Below are 18,174 nucleotides of genomic sequence, written 5' to 3'. Positions count from 1 at the left end.
GATAAGTCTGTCGCCAGAAGCCTCTCGCTCCTATATGCCCTCCTATCCTGCTAAGAAGGCTCCCCTTTAAGGCCCCACGGTGCCAACGTGGGCGGAATACGATTCGCATGAATGACGCACGCAAAATGCCCACCAACGATCTCCCTGCCTACCAACCGGCGGCGGGCGGCATTGGTGCGCGTGCGCGCGCTGCTGCGGCGCCAGCGGCACAGTATCTGAGCGGGCTCAATCCGGAGCAGCGCGACGCCGTCGAGACGCTCGACGGCCCTGTCCTCGTGCTCGCGGGTGCCGGCACCGGCAAGACCAAGGTTCTGACCTCGCGGATCGCCCACATCCTCAGCATGGGCCGTGCGCGGCCCGCCGAAATCCTGTCGGTGACCTTCACCAACAAGGCCGCGCGCGAGATGAAGCACCGGCTCGGCATCATGCTCGGCCAAGCGGTTGAAGGCATGCCGTGGCTCGGCACCTTCCACTCGATCGGTGGCCGCATCCTGCGCACCCATGCCGAACTGGTGCAGCTGAAATCCAACTTCACGGTGCTCGACACCGATGACCAGATCAGACTGCTGAAGCAGCTCCTGCAGGCTGACAATATCGACGACAAGCGCTGGCCGGCGCGGATGCTGGCCAACCTGATCGACGGCTGGAAGAACCGCGGACTGACGCCATCGCAGGTGCCGTCAGGCGAAGCCGCCGTGTTCGGCAATGGCAAGGGCGGCAAGCTCTACGCCGCCTATCAGGATCGGTTGAAGACACTCAACGCCGCGGATTTCGGCGATCTCCTGCTGGAATGTATCAGGCTGTTCCGCGAACATCCGGACGTGCTGAAGCAGTATCAGCAGCGCTTCAAATATATTCTCGTCGACGAATATCAGGACACCAACGTCGCGCAGTATCTGTGGCTGCGGCTGCTGTCGCAGGCGCCCGGTCAGCGCTTGCTGCCGGAAGCGGACGCGCCATCGGCAGACAGCAAACCGGCCGTGCCGCTCAAAAACATCTGTTGCGTCGGCGACGACGACCAGTCGATCTATGGCTGGCGCGGCGCCGAGGTCGACAACATCCTGCGCTTCGAACATGATTTTCCCGGCGCCAAGGTCGTGCGGCTGGAGCGCAACTACCGCTCGACCGGCCATATCCTTGCCGCGGCCTCGCATCTGATCGCGCACAACGAGGGACGTCTCGGCAAGACGCTGCGTACCGAAGATGTCGATGGCGAGAAGGTCACCGTCACCGGCTCGTGGGATTCCGAGGAAGAAGCCCGCGCCATCGGCGAAGAAATCGAGCAGTTGCAGCGCGAGGGTAACAAGCTCAACGACATCGCCATCCTCGTCCGCGCCTCGTTCCAGATGCGCGAGTTTGAAGACCGCTTCGTCACGCTCGGCCTGCCCTATCGCGTGATTGGCGGTCCACGCTTCTATGAGCGTGCCGAAATCCGCGACGCACTGGCCTATCTGCGCGTGATCAATTCGCCGGCCGACGATCTCGCCTTCGAGCGCATCGTCAATGTGCCCAAGCGCGGCCTCGGCGATGCCACGGTGCAGATGCTGCACGATCATGCCCGCCGGCGTCGCATTCCGCTGTCGGAGGCTGCACGTCAGGTTGTCGAGACTGACGAGATGAAGCCGAAGGCGCGCGGCAGCCTGCGCGACCTGATGATGAGCTTCGAACGCTGGCGCAAGCAAAGCGAAGTGATGCCGCATACCGAACTCGCCGAAGTCGTGCTCGACGAGAGTGGCTACACCGATATGTGGCAGAAGGATCGCTCCGCCGACGCCGCTGGCCGCCTTGAAAACCTCAAGGAACTCGTGCGCTCGATGGAGGAGTTCGAGAACCTGCAGGGTTTCCTCGAACACATCTCGCTGGTGATGGACCGCGAGGGCGGTGCAGACGAGGATGCCGTGTCGGTGATGACGCTGCATTCGGCCAAGGGGCTTGAATTCGACAACGTCTTTCTACCGGGCTGGGAAGAAGGCCTGTTCCCGCATCAGCGGGCACTCGACGATCAGGGCCGCGCCGGGCTCGAGGAAGAGCGTCGCCTCGCCCATGTCGGCATCACCCGCGCACGCCGACGCGCCAAACTCTATTTCGCCACCAACCGGCGCATTCACGGCACCTGGAACACGACGATGCCGTCGCGTTTCCTCGATGAATTGCCGGCGGCCAATGTCGAGATCACGGAATCAAAGGGCGGTTCGGGCTGGGGCGGCGCAGGCGGCTACGGCGCATCACGCTTCGACAACGTGGAATCGTTCGGATCGAGCTATTCGACACCGGGCTGGCAGCGCGCGCAGGCCAACCGCTCGCGCGGCGGTGGACAGGGCGGCAGCGGCTTCAGCGAAGGCCAGTCGCCTTTCGGCGGCTCTTCTTCATCGCGAAACAAGCGGCCGATGACTATCGAGGGCGAGTTGATCGCGAAGTCCACCGGCACGGAGTCCGACTTCACGCTGCAGGATCGCGTCTTCCACCAGAAGTTCGGCTACGGCAATGTGACCAAGATCGACGGCAACAAGCTCACCATCGTCTTCGAGAAGGCGGGGGAGAAGAAGGTTGTCGACAGTTTCGTGGAACGTGTCTGACAATGCCGGTCTATATTGCGCTCATTCAGAAGGACGCCAGCGGCACCTTCAACGTTTCCTTTCCCGACCTGCCCGGCATCGTGACCGCCGGTGACACCCTCGATGAAGCCATCGAGGAAGCCGAGGAAACGCTCGAATACGCGGCCGGAGACTGGCGCAATCCGGACGGCTCGAGCGGCCTTCCGACGCCGCGCACCATCGAGCAATTAACCAGCGACCCTGCATTTGCCGATGCGGCCGACGGTGGCACGATTGTCGAGATCGACTACGAAGCCGCAGAATAGCCCTAAAATCGCCTGTTCCGCGATTGCGCCGGCGCATCTTCATTCCTATGTACGCACCCCGCGCCCGACAAAGCCGTTTCGGCTGTGCCGTTCGTGCGTCCCGGTATGACCGCCCGGTCCTCTGCCTTCCCCTTTTCGAACGATCATATCGCCGATGTCTCCCATCATTTCCGTTTCCAATCTGACCAAGAGCTATGCCTCGGGCTTTACGGCCCTGAAGGGTATCGACCTCGACATCAACCGCGGCGAGATCTTCGCGCTGCTGGGGCCGAACGGCGCTGGCAAGACGACGATGATCAGCATCATCTGTGGCATCGCCAATGCCACCTCCGGCAAGGTCATGGTCGATGGTCACGACATCGCCCGGGACTATCGCGCCGCGCGGTCGCTGATCGGGCTGGTGCCGCAGGAACTGCACACCGACGCCTTCGAATCGGTTTGGGCCACGGTCAGTTTCAGCCGCGGCCTGTTCGGCAAACCGAAGAACCCGGCGCTGATCGAAAAAATCCTGAAAGACCTCTCGCTGTGGGACAAGAAGGACAACAAGATCATCACGCTGTCCGGCGGCATGAAGCGCCGCGTGATGATCGCCAAGGCGCTGTCGCACGAGCCGCAAATCCTGTTCCTCGACGAGCCCACCGCCGGCGTCGACGTCGAATTGCGCAAGGGCATGTGGGAAGTCGTGCGCACGCTGCGCGCTGCCGGCGTCACGGTCATCCTCACCACGCATTACATTGAAGAAGCCGAGGAGATGGCCGACCGCATCGGCGTCATCAACAAAGGCGAGATCATCCTGATCGAGGAAAAGACCAAGCTGATGGAGCAGCTCGGCAAGAAGCAGCTCAAGCTGTATCTGCAAGGCAAGGTTACGGAGATTCCAGCCAGCCTGACTCACTACAACCTCGAACTGGCAGCGGACGGCCATCAGTTGATCTACAGCTACGACACCAAGAGCGAGCGCACCGGGATCACCAGCCTGCTCGGCGATCTCCGCGAATCCGGCATCCGCTTCTCCGATCTCGACACCACACAGAGCTCGCTCGAAGACATCTTCGTCAGCCTGGTGAGGAAGTAACATGAACTTCAGAGCTGTCCGCGCCATCTATCTGTTCGAAATGGCGCGCACCTGGCGCACCGTGCTGCAGAGCATCGTTTCGCCGGTGATTTCCACCTCGCTGTATTTCGTGGTGTTTGGCGCCGCGATCGGCTCGCGCATCACCTCCATCGAGGGCGTCAGCTACGGCACCTTCATCGTGCCTGGTCTCGTGATGCTGTCGGTACTCACGCAGAGCATTTCCAACGCCTCGTTCGGCATCTACTTCCCCAAATTCACCGGTACGATCTATGAATTGCTGTCGGCGCCGGTGTCTTACGTCGAAGTCGTGCTCGGCTATGTCGGTGCTGCTGCGACCAAGTCGATCCTGCTGGGCCTGATCATTCTGGCCACCGCCGGACTGTTCGTGCCGCTGCACATCCTGCATCCGTGGTGGATGCTGACCTTCCTGGTGCTGACGGCAGTGACGTTCAGCCTGTTCGGCTTCATCATCGGCATCTGGGCTGACGGTTTCGAGAAACTGCAGGCGATCCCGCTGCTGGTGGTGACGCCACTGACCTTCCTGGGCGGTAGCTTCTACTCCGTCAGCATGCTGCCGTCGGGTTGGCGGACCGTCACGCTGCTCAATCCGGTCGTGTATCTGATCAGCGGCTTCCGCTGGAGCTTCTACGAGATCTCCGACGTCAGCGTCGGCTGGAGCATCGGCGTCACCTGCATGTTCCTGGTGATTTGCATGTTCGTCGTCTGGTGGATTTTCAAGACCGGCTACAAACTGAAAAACTGAAATCGCTGATAACAAAAATGGCCCGGTTTGAACCGGGCCATTTTCATTTCAAATCAATATCCGCTTAGCGATAGCAGCGGAATTTGCCATGGCGGTTGTAATAGCCGCGGCACTGTGTCCGTCGACCCTCGGGAATACCGAGCACGCCCTTGACGCCGCCCACGGCCGCGCCGACGCCAAGGCCAACTGCGCCGCCGACCACACCGCCGACCGGTCCCGCGGCGCGATTGCCGTCACGGTAACCTTGGTTGGCCCCCTGCTCACCACCCCGGAATACGCCCTGCGCCTGCGCAAAATGCGGCATGGCGACCAGAGCCAGCACGCCCGCGGCGAACGCCAGGCGGGTCTTCATCGATGAACTGATCGGCAACACAGCGGTCTTAACGGTCATCTGGAGCTTCCCTCTGAGCGGCGAGAATTCGCCGCTTGCGATTGTGGGAGGGCAACGCACGACCTAGGAACCGGTTCCATCTGCCTTCCTGAGAAGCTTCCTATCGCGCATCCTCGGGTCGGGCCGAGCCCTCTTTCGGCCCGGTCGCCGCCTTGGTGCCGCCTAGCCCAACATTAAGGATGCACGAAACTGTCACTGGCACCCGGGCCGCCCCATATGCATATTGGAGGCGGGACGGTAGGCGGTACAACAGGTTACGGCCCGGAGGCCAAGGTAAGATGCGTTCGTTTTATATGACCCTTGCGGGTCTCGCTGTTTTCGCCGCCACCAGCACTGCGCAGGCCAAGATTGCCATTACCGTCGACAAGGACGCCCAGCAGCTGACCGTCGTTCAGGACGGCGTCGAGAAATATCGCTGGCCGGTCTCGTCAGGCATTCCGTCCTACGAGACCCCGAATGGCAGCTTTCAGACATTCCGCATGGAGGAGGATCACTTCTCCAAGGAATTCGACGACGCGCCAATGCCCCATGCCATCTTCTTCACCAAGAAGGGCCACGCCATCCACGGCACCGATTCCGTGAACCGCCTCGGCTCGCCAGCCTCCCATGGCTGCGTGCGGCTGTCGCGCGAGAACGCCGCGACCTTGTTCGCCATGGTCAAGGCTGACGGAGTGCTCAACACCACCGTCACGCTGACCGGCTCCTCGCAGGTCGCCCTCGCCCGCAATCCGCGCCCGGCGAAGCCGTCTGCCATAGCCCGCCGCGATATCGCACCCGCCTCACCGTCCTATGACGCCGCCGGCAATCCGGTGGATCTCACTCCGCAGGCCGTGGCACCGAACCGCCGCGTCGCGCGTCAGGTGCAGCCGGCGGATGACGATCGTTATATCTATCCGGCCGATGGCAATGACGGTCAGCGTTATCCGGCCCCTCCCGGCTATCGCCGCATGACGGAAGCCGAGACCCAGCAGTATTACGCCAACCGCGGCTATTATAGCCGGCAGTCTCCACCGCAGGCCTATGCGCCGCGGCCGTATCAGCCACGCGGCTTCTTCGGCGACTACTGAGCGAACACGTGTGACGCGTTTTCCTGACGCGAACCGGCGTCCGCCTCGCTTGAAAACGCTTTAGTTGTCCCCGTCCCGCAGCCGGCGCCACACGGCGCCGAGCACGTTGGAATAGTCGTCGGTCCAGACTCGCTGATCGTCGTTCGCCTCGGTCAGGGCCCATTGCGATGACGTCGCGATGGAGCCGACATCGGCGGCGTCATGGGCCGAGATGACCACGTTGGTCGAGAAGATATATTCGTTGTCGCGGCCGGAATCCTCCGAATACACCCAGCTCTTCATGTCATTGGCATCGGCGATGCCGACCACGACGCTGGCGAGTTCGAGATGCCGGTTCGACACATGCATGACGACGGCGCCCTGCGGGGCGAGCTTTTCCTTGTAAATCTCCATCGCTTCCTCGGTCGCCAGATGGATCGGGATCGCGTCCGACGAATAGGCATCGACGATGATGAGATCGTAGACGCCGTCAGGCTCTTTCGCGAAAGTGAGCCGCGCATCGCCGATCACCGGCTTGACGTCGGGTTCGCACTTCTGGATGTAGCTGAAATATTTCGGATCCCTGGCTGTATCGACCATCGACTGGTCGATCTCGAAGAATTTCCAGTCCTCGCCCGGCGCTGATGCACAGGTCAGTGACCCCGAACCAAGTCCGATCACCGCCACGCGCAGTGGCGCACCCTTGCGCGCACGCACCGCAGTGATCGCCTGCCCGATGCCGCCGTCCTTGTAATAATAGGAGATCGGCTCCGGCCGGCCGGTCACCGGCGTGCCATCGTCATTGAGATATTTCTCGGCGCCATGGATCGTCGTGCCATGCATCAGCACGTGATACTGGTTGTTCGGCGTCACCACGATCTTGTGCACGCCGAAGAAACTACGCACGGTTTCGACCCGGCCATCGTCGGCCGGGTAGAAACGGAACAGCGCCAGAGCGAGGACAGTGATCGCCAGGAGCTTGAGCCGGTCAGCCCGCAGGATCGCCGCGATTATGCCGACAACGGCAACGGTGCTGACGACATAGACACGTTGGGTATCGATCCACGTGAACAGCTTGCCGGTTGTGTAGCTCGGCACGATCAATGCGATTGCGGCAACCACGAGCGCGATCCAGTACCAGCGCGCCCAGCCGGAATACCGCTCCGGCAAAGACGGCCTGCACAGCACGGCAAATGCGATCAGGATCGGGTATTCCGCGATCCATGAAAATGTGAATGGCGCGATCAGGCCAGCAAACAGACCACCCACCATGCCGCCGAATGAGAGTGCGACGTAGTAGCCCGTGAGATAGCGGGCTGCCGGACGCTGCCGGGCCAATTCACCATGGCACGCCATGGCAATAATGAAGAAGCACAACAGATGACCACCGAGGGTCAGCAGCAGATTCTGTTCGCCGCCAACTGCGAGCAGGACAACCACGCCGGCAATCGCGAGAGGCTGCAACATCAGGACCCATGAGTGCGGCAGCAGCGGACGCGACTGGAACACCAGCACCCAGGTCAGCAGATAAAGCGACAGCGGCAGCACCCAGAGCAGCGGCGCCGCAGCGACGTCCGTCGAGATATGCGCGGTGACCGCGATCAGCAGGCCGGATGGGACAGCCGCGAGGAAGATCCAGCGTGCACGCAGCGCCCAGCTCGGCGCCGGCGCGTCGATGGCATCAGCCCCCGGTGCAGCGACGGCAACCGGCGGCGACTTCAGCAGCAACACGCCGCAGCCGGCGATCAGCAGGATCAGTAGGCCATAGCCGGACGTCCAGATCAGGTTCTGCGTGCGCAGCGAAAACATCGGCTCCAGCAGCACCGGATAGGTCAGCAGAGCGAGAAAGCTCCCGATATTCGACGACGCATAGAGAAAATACGGATCGTGGCCATTGGGATGGCCCGTGCGCACGAACCAGGCCTGCAGCAGCGGATTGTTCGCAGCGAGCGCGAAGAACGGCAGACCGATCGACACCGCGAACAGGCCGAGCAGCCAGAACGCATAGCCACTTTCCGGCGGCGTGCCCCAGCCCGACGCGATGGACAGCGGCAGCGTCAGCAGCGCAACAACCAGCAACAGAAGATGAATGACGATCGGGACCAGCCGGCTTCGCAATTGCATCAGGTAATGGGCATAGGCGTAGCCGCCGAGCAGCAGCGACTGGAAGAACACCATCGCCACCGACCACACCGCCGGCGAACCGCCAAGCCGCGGCAGCACCATCTTGGTGAACAGGGGCTGCACCGAGAACAACAACAGCGCGCTGGTGAAGATCGCCGCGGTGTAAACCACCAGAAGGAGCCGATTGCGGGAGGCCGAGTTTGGGGCGGCGACGGGCTGCGACGAACTCATGAAGGCTCCAGCATATTGCGCGGCAGAAAAGCGAGAATCCGGCCGGTGACCGGCGGGCGGGAATGGAGCATATGGCACCGTTTCGGGCAATGCGCGCTAACTATGGAACCACAATCGTGACGGGCGGCCTTGTGCCGCGCGCGCGCCTCTTCGATAAAGAGGGCCCCTAGCAGGCTTTGTTGAAGCGGACATGTCAGACACCGACGTTTTGATCATCGGCGCCGGCCATAACGGCCTCACTTGCGCGGCCTATCTCGCCATGAGCGGGTTGCGCGTGAAGGTGGTCGAACGACGTTCGGTGGTTGGCGGCGCCGCGGTGACGCAGGAGTTTCACCCCGGCTTCCGCAATTCGGTCGCGGCCTACACTGTCAGCCTGCTCAACCCGCAGATCGCCTCTGATCTGAAGCTCGCCGAATACGGCCTGCGGATCGTCGAACGCAAGGCGCAGAATTTCATTCCCGCGCCGGACGGCAGCTATCTCCTCACAGGCGAAGGCCGCACGCAACAGTCGGTTGCCAAGCTCAACGCGCGCGATGCCGAGCGGATTGGCGCGTTCTCGCATGAGCTCGAAGTCATCGCCGATGTGCTCAGGGATTTCGTGCTGCGTTCACCGCCGAACGTCGTGCAAGGTTTCGGTCTCGGCGCGATCAGCGAAGCCATCAATGCGCTCGGCACCGCGAAGATTCTCAACGCACTGACCATCGAACAGCAGCGCGTATTGCTCGATCTGTTCACCTGCTCCGCCGGCGAGATGCTCGACGATGTGTTCGAACACGATCTGGTCAAGGCATTGTTCGGCTTCGATGCCGTGGTCGGCAATTATGCGAGCCCCTATGCCGCCGGTTCGGCCTATGTGATGCTGCATCACGCCTTCGGCGAAGTGAACGGCAAGAAGGGCGTCTGGGGTCACGCCATCGGCGGCATGGGCGCGATCACGCAGGCCATGGCCGCCGCGGCACGCTCGCACGGCGTGCAGATCGAACTCGACAACGGCGTGCGCGAAGTGCTCGTGGAGAACGACAAGGTCGTCGGCGTCATCCTCGACAATGGCGAGAGTATCCGCGCGAAATATGTCGCCTCCAACGTCAATCCGAAGCTGCTCTATACACGGCTGATGCCGGCGGATGCGCTGCCTAAGCCGTTCCTCGATCGCATCCGCAACTGGCGCAACGGCTCCGGCACGTTCCGCATGAATGTTGCGCTGAGCACGCTGCCCTCATTCACCGCACTGCCTGGCAACGGCGACCATCTCTCGGCCGGCATTATCATCGCGCCAAGTCTCGCCTACATGGATCGCGCCTGGCTCGATGCGAAGCAGCACGGCTGGAGCCGCCAGCCGATTGTCGAAGTACTGATCCCCTCCACTCTTGATGACAGCCTCAGCCCACCGGGCCAGCACGTCGCCAGTCTCTTTTGCCAGCATGTTGCACCGACACTCCCCAACGGCGCATCATGGGATGACCATCGTAACGAGGTCGCGGACCTGATGATCAAGACGGTGGACGACTACGCACCCGGCTTTGCCTCCAGCGTGATCGGCCGGCAGGTACTCTCGCCGCTCGATCTGGAGCGCGACTTCGGCCTGCTCGGCGGCGACATCTTTCACGGCGCGCTCAGCCTGAACCAGCTGTTCTCGGCGCGGCCGATGCTCGGCCATGCGGATTATCGCGGGCCGCTGAAGGGGCTCTATCACTGCGGCTCCGGTGCACATCCCGGCGGCGGCGTGACGGGCGCGCCTGGCCACAATGCGGCCAAGGCGATCCTCAGGGACCACCGGGCGCTGTTCGGCTGAGGAGATCCTGTGGATAAGCCTGTGCATAGACAGTGGATGGGTCCTGAACAAGCCTGTGCGGAAGCTCGGGAGTACAGCGGTATAATCAGCTTATAACCCTGTGCATCGCCACTGTATCGCCCCTGTATCCCCGCCGGTATAAACCCTGTACCAAGCGCGCCTAAGCTGTGCAGACCCTGTTCACGACGCCACCCGGACCCGCGATGACCACGCCCCAAGGAACCAGCCGCGCCACCTTCGCCGTCGGCGACGAATTCAGCGCCAAGCGCATCGTCGATCTCCTCACCGAGAGTTTTGAGGAAGGCCAGGCCGCGATTGCTGCATTCGAGAGCCCCGAGGGCCGCTGGGACGTCACCGTGCATTTCGCCGACCCGCCGGACGAGGCGTCGATCCGCGACCTCGTCAGCCTTGCCTCGGATGACACCGTGGCGGCGAGCATCGTGTTCGACAGCATCGAGGCCAAGGACTGGGTCAAGGAGAGCCTCAAGGGTCTGGTGCCAGTGCGCGCCGGCCGCTTCATCGTCCATGGCCAGCATGACCGGGACCAAGTACGGCCCAATCAACTCGGGATCGAGATCGAAGCCGCACTCGCTTTCGGCACCGGCCATCACGGCACCACGCGCGGCTGCCTTATCTATCTCGATTATGTGCTGCGCGCGAAGGCGCCGAAACGGATGCTCGATCTGGGGACCGGCACGGGCGTGCTGGCCATCGCTGCTGCGAAGGCCACGAAACGCCGCGTGCTCGCGACCGATATCGACCCGATGTCTGTGAAGGTGGCGCGCGAGAATATGCGGCTCAACGGCGTCGGTAATCTCGTCGATACCGTCTGCGCAACGGGCTTCTCGTCGCCGGCTTTCGGCGATCGCGCGCCGTTCGACCTGATCCTCGCGAACATCCTCGCCAATCCTCTGCGGGCGATGTCGACCGATATGAGCCGGCACCTCACGCGCAATGGAATGGTGATCCTGTCCGGCCTGTTGCCGCATCAGGCGATGAGCGTGATCGCCGCGTATCGCGCCCGCGGGCTTGTGCTCCGCAAGCATCAGATCATTGAGGGCTGGAGCAGCCTGTTGATGCAACGCGCAGGCTGACACGCCTTTCGCCATTTTCCGAACTCCGGAATAATGACGGGCGATCTGGCCAAAGCTGACGGTTGGGTTTGCTACTTCGGTGGCGGCACGTCACGGCGACGAAGCACTGCATTTTCCAGCCGCTCGACGCGCGTCACGCGGGCTTCGACGAAACGGCCCAGAATCTGGATGATACCGCTACGTTGATTTGGCTGACTGGGCGGAGTTTGGGTGGACTGCACCTGGGTAGGCTGGGAATGGCCAAGCGTGGGGGGTGGCGAAATTTTCTCGAACGTAAAAGCAGGCATTGTGTATCCCCTCTTCGTTGAGTTGAGACACTCTGAATGGCCAAGCATCGCACCGACAACACAAGCCGGGGGACGTTGTTCCATCCGGTTGAACACAACCATCAGATTTCAAGCATAACTTGTGCCAAATCTGCGCAACCCTGCCCCTCGATTGCAGGCCTGACAGCGCACCCATAGGATGATCCCGCGATGTTCGAAGCTCATTTCCAGACGTTCGAAGAGCCCGAAAGCGGCGTGGCACTGACTGCGCGGCTGGCCGCATTTCGCGAGGAATTGCTGCGCCGGAAACTAACAGGCTTCGTGATTCCCCGCGCCGATCAGCAGCAGAATGAATATGTGCCGCCCTCCGACGAGCGGCTCGCCTGGCTCACCGGCTTCACCGGATCGGCCGGCATGGCCGTGGTGCTGCTGCAGGAAGCCGCCGTGTTCGTAGATGGCCGGTATACGCTGCAGGCCGCCAAACAAGTCGATGTGAATGCGTGGAGCATCCAGTCGCTGGTCGAGCCGCCGCCGGAGACCTGGCTCGCCGATCACCTGAAGCCCGAAGATCGCCTCGGATTTGATCCATGGCTGCACACTTCTGCGGCAGCCGAGAGGCTGGCAGCGGCCTGCGCCAAAGCCGGCGCCGAACTCGTCCCGGTCGACAGCAATCCGCTCGATTCGGTGTGGGCCGAGCGCCCGGCGCCGCCGCTCGGCGCGGTATCGATTCACCCGCTCAACTATGCCGGCGTTTCCGAAGCCGACAAGCTTGCCCAGATCCGCGGTGAGATGGAGCGCCTGCGCGTCGATGCGCTGGTGCTGTCGGATTCCCACGCGGTGGCCTGGACCTTCAACGTCCGCGGCGCCGATGTCTCGCATACACCGCTGCCGCTGTCCTATGCGCTGGTTCCGAAGACCGGCCGGCCGCAGGTGTTCATCGACCGCCGCAAGCTCTCCAACAGCACGCGCAACCATCTGGAAGTCTCGGCCGATGTGCAGGAGCCGGATGCGCTGACATCGGCGCTCGCAGAGCTCGCTGCCTCCGGCGCGTCCATTGCGCTCGACAATGCGACGGCGGCCGATGCACTGAGCCGGTTGATCACAGGCGCGGGCGGCAAGCCCGTGCGCGGTGCCGATCCCGTTGCGCTGCTCAAGGCGGTGAAGAATCCCGTCGAGATCAAGGGCACGCAGACCGCGCATCGCCACGATGCTGTGGCACTGGCGCGCTTTCTCGCCTGGATCGACCGCGAGGCGCCGAAGGGCAAGCTCACTGAAATCGATACCGTCGAGGCGCTGGAGACCTTCCGCCGCCAGACCGGCGCGCTGAAGGACGTGTCGTTTCCCACCATCGCCGGCACCGGCCCGAACGGCGCCATCGTGCATTACCGCGTCACCCGCAAGACCAATCGCCGTATCGCGCTCGGCGATCTGCTGCTGATCGATTCCGGCGCGCAATATGAAGACGGCACCACCGACGTCACCCGCACCATCGCCATCGGCGAACCCACCGACGAAATGCGCGACCGCTTCACCCGCGTGTTGCGCGGTCATATCGCCATTGCACGCGCCGCGTTTCCCGACGGCACCACCGGCGCGCAGCTCGATACGCTGGCGCGGCAGTTCCTCTGGCATGCCGGCCTCGATTTCGCCCACGGCACCGGCCACGGTGTCGGCAGCTATCTCTCGGTGCATGAAGGTCCGGCACGGATCTCCAAGCTCGGCACCACGCCGCTCAAGCGCGGCATGATCCTCTCCAACGAGCCCGGCTACTACAAGACCGACGCCTTCGGCATTCGCATCGAGAATCTCGAACTGGTTGTCGAAGCCCATATCGAGGGCGCCGAACAGCCGATGAATGAATTCGAGACGCTGACACTTGCGCCGATCGACCGCCGGCTGATCAATACGCATCGCATCAGCAAGCGCGAGCTGAAATGGATCAACGACTATCACGCCCGCGTTCGCCGCGAGGTGATGCCGCTGCTCGACGATGAAGCGACGCGCGTCTGGCTCGAAGCGGCGACCGAACCGCTGACGCAGCCGCAATAGCGAGAGAACAGCCACCACGTGAATTACAACCCGCCTTTTCCAAAAGTCGACGCCGTCGACCTCTCCAAATCGCGGGTGATGCTGCTGTTGCTCGTGGTGATGACCGGCATCGCGCCGATCTCGCTCTATATGCTGGTGCCGGCGCTGCCCGAACTCGCGCGCACCTTCGAAGCCGATATCTCCATCGCGCAGATGACCGTGTCGCTCTACATGGTCGGCCTCGCCTTCTCGCAGCTGATCATGGGACCGCTGTCCGACAAGTTCGGCCGAAGGCCTGTGCTGCTTGCCGGTCTCGGCCTGATGGTGATCGCCGGCATCGGCTCAAGCTTCGCCATCTCGCTGCCGCAACTGATCGCCGCACGGTTCTTTCAGGCGCTCGGCGGCGCAACAGGCATGGTGATGAGCCGCGCCATCATCAGGGATCTCTATCCGCGCGAACGCGTCGGCGCGATGATCAGTCTCGTCATCGCCGTGATGATGATCGCGCAGATGCTGAGCCCGCTGGCCGGCGGTCTGTTGGAAACCGGCTTCGGCTGGCGCGCGATCTTCTATGTGGTCACCGCCTCCTCGCTGGTCGTCACACTGGCCATCGCATTTTTTCTGCCGGAGACAAGACGGCGCGCTACCAGCGACGCGGCCGGTGGCGGCTTCATCGCCGACTCCCGCGTCCTGCTGCGCAGCCGCACGTTTATCGGCTATCTCCTCTGTTACGTCGTGGCATCCTGGATCATCTTCACCTTCGCCGGCGGCGGCCCTTATGTCGTTGTCACGCAGATGGGCCGTACCTCGGCCGAATATGGCGCATGGTTCGCGACGTCCGGCCTCGCTTACCTCGTCGGCAATCTGTGTTGCGTGCGCTTCGCGCCGCGCCGGACCATCGAACAACTGATCTGGTTCGGCCTCGCGCTGCAATTCGGCGGCGCCATGCTCAACGTGGTCTGGGGTCTCACCGGCCTGAACCAGAATCCGGCCTGGCTGTTCCTCACCCATATGATCGTGATGTTCGGCAATGCCTTCGTGATGTCGAACGGCGCCGCGGGTGCGCTCAGCATTCGTCCGCAGGCCGCGGGCACGGCATCCGGCATGATGGGCTTCCTGCAGATGGGCCTGGGCTCGCTGTGCTCGCAATTCGGCGCCTGGCTCGGCGGCCATTTCGCAACGCCGGTGCCGCTCAACATCGCGCTCGTCGTACTGTCCTGCGGCTGCGCCGCCGCGATGATCTTTCTGGTCCCCCGCCGCAAGGTGGTGGTGACGGAAGAGATGATCGAGAAGGCCGAAGGCGAAGAGACGGGATTGTTGTAGGAGCGCTTTTCTCTCGACGTCATGGCCGGACTTGTTCCGGCCATCTACGCCTTGCTGTGGATGTCGCCAAGGCGTGGATAGGCGGGACAAGCCCGCGCATGACGACTGAGTATGTCGTGGCCACGGAGCGCCACGTCTCTCCTGATTCAACTGTCAAACAGCCACTACCCTTCAGACATGCGTCATCACCCCCATTGTTTGCGGCGCGGGGGCGCCGTCGTCCTTTGCATTCCCACCCTCTTGTGAGAGGGCGTGCGGAACGCCGGGTGCCCGTTGCACCCTTGGGCCTGATGCGAATGCGGTCTTCCGCAATTTAGAGTGCATCAGGACTTTCGGAGGCGCCGAGCAAGTGCCCGGCGTTCCGCATGCGGTGTTTTTTCGGTTGCCTGCACATCTGCCATGGCGAACGGTCCCATCACCAAAATTAATGTCCCAGGGCGGAGGGACAGGGTAGCCGCAAAGCACTTGGCCGAACGCGTTTCGATTTGGTCGTCCGTCACACTGTCCAGGGAGTCTTTCCATCCGAAGGTCGGCCGTCTCCTTGCCAGTGGCAGTGCTGGCGCAGATCCGTCCTGCCCGAAGACAGACGTTCCCCCATGAACCGCGTGACGCCGCATCTCCGGCGTCCACCGCATCCCACCCCGCGAACGTGACGATCGCGATCGCCCCTCTCGGTGGGGCAGGACGGGGGAGGGGATAATAATCCTTATAAGGATATTGTCAACGCCGGATAGGAAAAAATGTTTGGGTGCTGTCTTGCCGCCCCTCGCTCGTCATTCCGGGGCGCGGGCGGCTCTTGCCGGACGCGAACCCGGAATCTCAGCATGGGAATCCCCAGACAGCGCAAAACACTCGGGGATTCCGGGTTCGCGCTCTGCCGGCTTCGCCCGCGACGCGCGCCCCGGAATGACAGTGGAGAGATGAGCGCCCCGCAATAGCGGCCAACCGCCGTCACCCCCCGATCAGCGCCAGCCACTGGTCTTCCGTGAGCACCGTGACGCCGAGATCGCGCGCCTTGGTAATCTTGGAGGTCGTGAGGGCGTCCTCACCGGCGATCACGTAGTGAGTATTTTTCGACACAGATCCCGTAACCTTCGCACCAAGGCGCTCCGCCGAATCTTTTGCTTCATCGCGCGTCATTTTCTCAAGCGAGCCCGTGAACACCACCGTCTTGCCGGCCACCGGCGTATCGGTCTTGGCCTGTGCGACATCGAGCACCTCTATCTCGCTCAGCAGCTCGTCGAGCGCTTTCACATTACGTTTCTCGGCGAAGAACTCGACGACCGCGTCCGCGACGATTTCACCGACGCCGTCGATGGCGTTGAGATCGGCATAGGCTTCAGACGTGTTCTCCTCGCTGCCCTGCCCCGCAGCCGCCGCCAGCATCGCTTCGCGGAACGCTACGAATGATCCATAGTGTCGCGCCAGCAGCTTGGCGTTGCCTTCGCCGATGTGGCGGATGCCGAGGGCGAAGATCAGGCGATTGAGCTCGATCTTGCGGCGATCGTCGATCGCCGCAAACAGGTTGCGCACCGAGGTCTCGCCGTAACCTTCACGGTCTCGCAGCTTCTTGGTGTTGCGCTCGTCGCGTTTGGCCAGCGTGAAAATATCGACGGGATGCAGGATGATGCCCTCGTCGTAGAATTCCTGGATCTGCTTGTCGCCGAGCCCGTCGATGTCGAAGGCGAGGCGCGAGACGAAATGCTTGAGCTTCTCGACCGCCTGCGCCGGACATACCAGCGCGCCGGTGCAACGCGTGACGACTTCGTCATTCTCGCGGATGGCATGGCTGCCGCAGACCAGACACTTGGTGGGAAATTCATATGGCTTTGCGCTCTTCGGGCGCTTGTCGAGGACGACATTGACGACCTGCGGGATGACGTCGCCGGCGCGTTGCACGATGACAGTGTCGCCTTCGCGGATATCGACGCCGTCGCGCAGCGGCTGGCCGTCATTGCCGATGCCCGCGATATAGTCGGCATTATGCAGCGTCGCATTCGACACCACGACGCCGCCGACCGTAATCGGCGTCAGCCGCGCCACCGGCGTCAGCGCGCCGGTGCGGCCGACCTGGATGTCGATCTTCTCCAGCACCGTGGTCGCCTGCTCGGCCGCGAATTTATGCGCGATCGCCCAGCGCGGCGCGCGGCCGGCAAAACCCAATCGCGCCTGCCAGTCGATGCGGTCGACCTTGTAGACGACGCCGTCGATGTCATAACCGAGCTTGGCCCTGATCTCGCCGATACGGCGATAGAAGGCCAGCGCGTCATCAACGCTCTTGCACGAGGTGATCTCGGGATTGACGGTGAAACCGACCTTGCCCAGCCACGCGATCATGGCGTGCTGGGTGGGCTCCGCCATCGGATAGTCCGACATCTCGCCCCAGGCATAGGCGAAGAATTTCAATGGACGTGACGCAGTGATCGCCACGTCCTTCTGGCGCAATGAGCCCGCTGCCGAGTTGCGCGGATTTGCGAACACAGTGTCGCCGGCCTCTTCCTGCTTCTTGTTGAGCGCGAGGAAGTCGCTCTTGAGCATGTAGACCTCGCCGCGCAGCTCGCAGGCGGCAGGGATGTGCTTGCCTTTCAGCGTCGTTGGAATGTCCTTGATGGTGCGAACATTGGCGGTGACGTCCTCGCCCGTAAAACCGTCGCCCCGCGTGGCGGCGCGGATCAACTCACCGTTCTCGTAGCGCAGCGACAGCGACAGACCGTCGATCTTCGGCTCGGCGACGATGGCCGGGATTTCATCGAGCTTGAGGAAGCGCTGGATGCGCTCCACGAATTCGGTCACTTCCTCATCGCTGAACGCATTGCCCAGCGACAGCATCGGCACCACATGCTGCACCTTGGTGAAGCCGCGCGCGGGCGCTGCGCCGACCGTCTGTGTCGGCGACGCCCCGGTGACGAGATCGGGAAACTTCGCCTCGATCGCCTCGACCCGGCGACGCAGCGCGTCGTAGTCCGCATCCGACACCGTCGGTGCGTCGTCCTGATAGTAGCGCTTGTTGTGCGCTTCCATCTCCAGCGACAGCCGCATCAGCTCGATCTTCGCTTTGGGCTTCGTGAGCGTGGAGATGTCGGGGGGAGTTTTTGCGGGTTTTGCCATACGCGGTCACCGATGTTCGTCATGGCCGGGCTTGTCCCGGCCATCCACGCCTTGAAGCGCTGTTGTAAAGACG

Annotated in this window: 13 protein-coding genes; 9 read left to right on the top strand and 4 right to left on the bottom strand. The window is 62.6% G+C overall.

The genetic code is table 11. The annotated features are described in order from the left end of the window. Positions 1–107: 107 nt before the first annotated feature. The 4 genes from AB8A50_RS00945 to AB8A50_RS00930 all read left to right on the top strand — a co-directional run bounded on the left by AB8A50_RS00945 (position 108) and on the right by AB8A50_RS00930 (position 4,698). The gene (locus AB8A50_RS00945; protein ID WP_439076443.1) at positions 108–2,576 is read left to right on the top strand and encodes an ATP-dependent helicase; all 2,469 of its coding nucleotides are present in this window, start codon (positions 108–110) and stop codon (positions 2,574–2,576) included. 2 nt (positions 2,577–2,578) lie between these two features. Continuing rightward, positions 2,579–2,860, top strand: coding sequence for a type II toxin-antitoxin system HicB family antitoxin (locus AB8A50_RS00940; protein ID WP_089268248.1), 282 nt, complete (start codon positions 2,579–2,581; stop codon positions 2,858–2,860). Positions 2,861–3,014: 154 nt separating this feature from the next. Next, complete coding sequence (locus AB8A50_RS00935; protein ID WP_309946610.1) at positions 3,015–3,935, top strand: ABC transporter ATP-binding protein; 921 nt, start codon at positions 3,015–3,017, stop codon at positions 3,933–3,935. Between the two features lies 1 nt (position 3,936). After that, on the top strand, positions 3,937–4,698 hold the full coding sequence (locus AB8A50_RS00930; protein WP_068734061.1) for an ABC transporter permease: 762 nt from the start codon (positions 3,937–3,939) through the stop codon (positions 4,696–4,698). Positions 4,699–4,762: 64 nt separating this feature from the next. On the opposite strand, the gene AB8A50_RS00925 is transcribed toward AB8A50_RS00930, so the two are convergent. Next, positions 4,763–5,089, bottom strand: a complete 327-nt coding sequence (locus AB8A50_RS00925) for a hypothetical protein (RefSeq protein WP_089268246.1) — start codon at positions 5,087–5,089, stop codon at positions 4,763–4,765. A 278-nt stretch (positions 5,090–5,367) separates the two neighbouring features. Here AB8A50_RS00925 and AB8A50_RS00920 point away from each other — a divergent pair, with 278 nt between their 5' ends. Further along, entirely contained in the window at positions 5,368–6,156 is a 789-nt protein-coding gene (locus tag AB8A50_RS00920; RefSeq protein ID WP_439076442.1) for a L,D-transpeptidase, read from the top strand. Between the two features lie 60 nt (positions 6,157–6,216). Here AB8A50_RS00920 and AB8A50_RS00915 read toward each other — a convergent pair whose 3' ends face one another. Then, positions 6,217–8,490, bottom strand: a complete 2,274-nt coding sequence (locus tag AB8A50_RS00915) for a spermidine synthase (RefSeq protein ID WP_439076441.1) — start codon at positions 8,488–8,490, stop codon at positions 6,217–6,219. 190 nt (positions 8,491–8,680) lie between these two features. Here AB8A50_RS00915 and AB8A50_RS00910 point away from each other — a divergent pair, with 190 nt between their 5' ends. Together AB8A50_RS00910 and AB8A50_RS00905 are read left to right on the top strand one after the other, a co-directional pair. Continuing rightward, the gene (locus AB8A50_RS00910) at positions 8,681–10,282 is read left to right on the top strand and encodes a phytoene desaturase family protein (RefSeq protein WP_439076440.1); all 1,602 of its coding nucleotides are present in this window, start codon (positions 8,681–8,683) and stop codon (positions 10,280–10,282) included. Between the two features lie 203 nt (positions 10,283–10,485). Further along, on the top strand, positions 10,486–11,376 hold the full coding sequence (locus AB8A50_RS00905) for a 50S ribosomal protein L11 methyltransferase (RefSeq protein WP_439076439.1): 891 nt from the start codon (positions 10,486–10,488) through the stop codon (positions 11,374–11,376). Positions 11,377–11,447: 71 nt separating this feature from the next. Here AB8A50_RS00905 and AB8A50_RS00900 read toward each other — a convergent pair whose 3' ends face one another. After that, the gene (locus AB8A50_RS00900) at positions 11,448–11,663 is read right to left on the bottom strand and encodes a hypothetical protein (RefSeq protein ID WP_439057694.1); all 216 of its coding nucleotides are present in this window, start codon (positions 11,661–11,663) and stop codon (positions 11,448–11,450) included. A gap of 189 nt (positions 11,664–11,852) precedes the next feature. Between AB8A50_RS00900 and AB8A50_RS00895 the strand changes: the two genes are divergently transcribed. Continuing rightward, positions 11,853–13,691 (top strand): aminopeptidase P family protein, encoded by a 1,839-nt coding sequence (locus tag AB8A50_RS00895; protein WP_439076438.1) that lies wholly within the window; start codon positions 11,853–11,855, stop codon positions 13,689–13,691. Between the two features lie 78 nt (positions 13,692–13,769). Next, positions 13,770–14,993, top strand: coding sequence for a multidrug effflux MFS transporter (locus tag AB8A50_RS00890; protein WP_439079896.1), 1,224 nt, complete (start codon positions 13,770–13,772; stop codon positions 14,991–14,993). 951 nt (positions 14,994–15,944) lie between these two features. Here the strand turns inward: AB8A50_RS00890 and ligA are convergent. Beyond that, positions 15,945–18,101 carry an NAD-dependent DNA ligase LigA gene (gene ligA, locus AB8A50_RS00885; RefSeq protein ID WP_439076437.1) on the bottom strand — a complete coding sequence of 719 codons (2,157 nt, stop codon included), beginning with the start codon at positions 18,099–18,101 and terminating at the stop codon, positions 15,945–15,947. Positions 18,102–18,174 lie beyond the last annotated feature (73 nt).

It is taken from the genome of Tardiphaga sp. 841_E9_N1_2, assembly GCF_051811065.1.
GTDB lineage: Bacteria > Pseudomonadota > Alphaproteobacteria > Rhizobiales > Xanthobacteraceae > Tardiphaga > Tardiphaga robiniae.
The sequence above is the reverse complement of the archived record's forward strand: the minus strand, read 5'-3'. Positions and strand labels throughout refer to the sequence as shown.

Excerpts from the sequence above, each read along its gene's own strand:
- AB8A50_RS00945 (WP_439076443.1), top strand. The coding sequence starts at position 108 with ATGAATGACGCACGCAAAATGCCCACCAACGATCTCCCTGCCTACCAA.
- AB8A50_RS00940 (WP_089268248.1), top strand. The coding sequence starts at position 2,579 with ATGCCGGTCTATATTGCGCTCATTCAGAAGGACGCCAGCGGCACCTTC.
- AB8A50_RS00935 (WP_309946610.1), top strand. The coding sequence starts at position 3,015 with ATGTCTCCCATCATTTCCGTTTCCAATCTGACCAAGAGCTATGCCTCG.
- AB8A50_RS00930 (WP_068734061.1), top strand. The coding sequence starts at position 3,937 with ATGAACTTCAGAGCTGTCCGCGCCATCTATCTGTTCGAAATGGCGCGC.
- AB8A50_RS00925 (WP_089268246.1), bottom strand. The coding sequence starts at position 5,089 with ATGACCGTTAAGACCGCTGTGTTGCCGATCAGTTCATCGATGAAGACC.
- AB8A50_RS00920 (WP_439076442.1), top strand. The coding sequence starts at position 5,368 with ATGCGTTCGTTTTATATGACCCTTGCGGGTCTCGCTGTTTTCGCCGCC.
- AB8A50_RS00915 (WP_439076441.1), bottom strand. The coding sequence starts at position 8,490 with ATGAGTTCGTCGCAGCCCGTCGCCGCCCCAAACTCGGCCTCCCGCAAT.
- AB8A50_RS00910 (WP_439076440.1), top strand. The coding sequence starts at position 8,681 with ATGTCAGACACCGACGTTTTGATCATCGGCGCCGGCCATAACGGCCTC.
- AB8A50_RS00905 (WP_439076439.1), top strand. The coding sequence starts at position 10,486 with ATGACCACGCCCCAAGGAACCAGCCGCGCCACCTTCGCCGTCGGCGAC.
- AB8A50_RS00900 (WP_439057694.1), bottom strand. The coding sequence starts at position 11,663 with ATGCCTGCTTTTACGTTCGAGAAAATTTCGCCACCCCCCACGCTTGGC.
- AB8A50_RS00895 (WP_439076438.1), top strand. The coding sequence starts at position 11,853 with ATGTTCGAAGCTCATTTCCAGACGTTCGAAGAGCCCGAAAGCGGCGTG.
- AB8A50_RS00890 (WP_439079896.1), top strand. The coding sequence starts at position 13,770 with ATGCTGCTGTTGCTCGTGGTGATGACCGGCATCGCGCCGATCTCGCTC.
- ligA (WP_439076437.1), bottom strand. The coding sequence starts at position 18,101 with ATGGCAAAACCCGCAAAAACTCCCCCCGACATCTCCACGCTCACGAAG.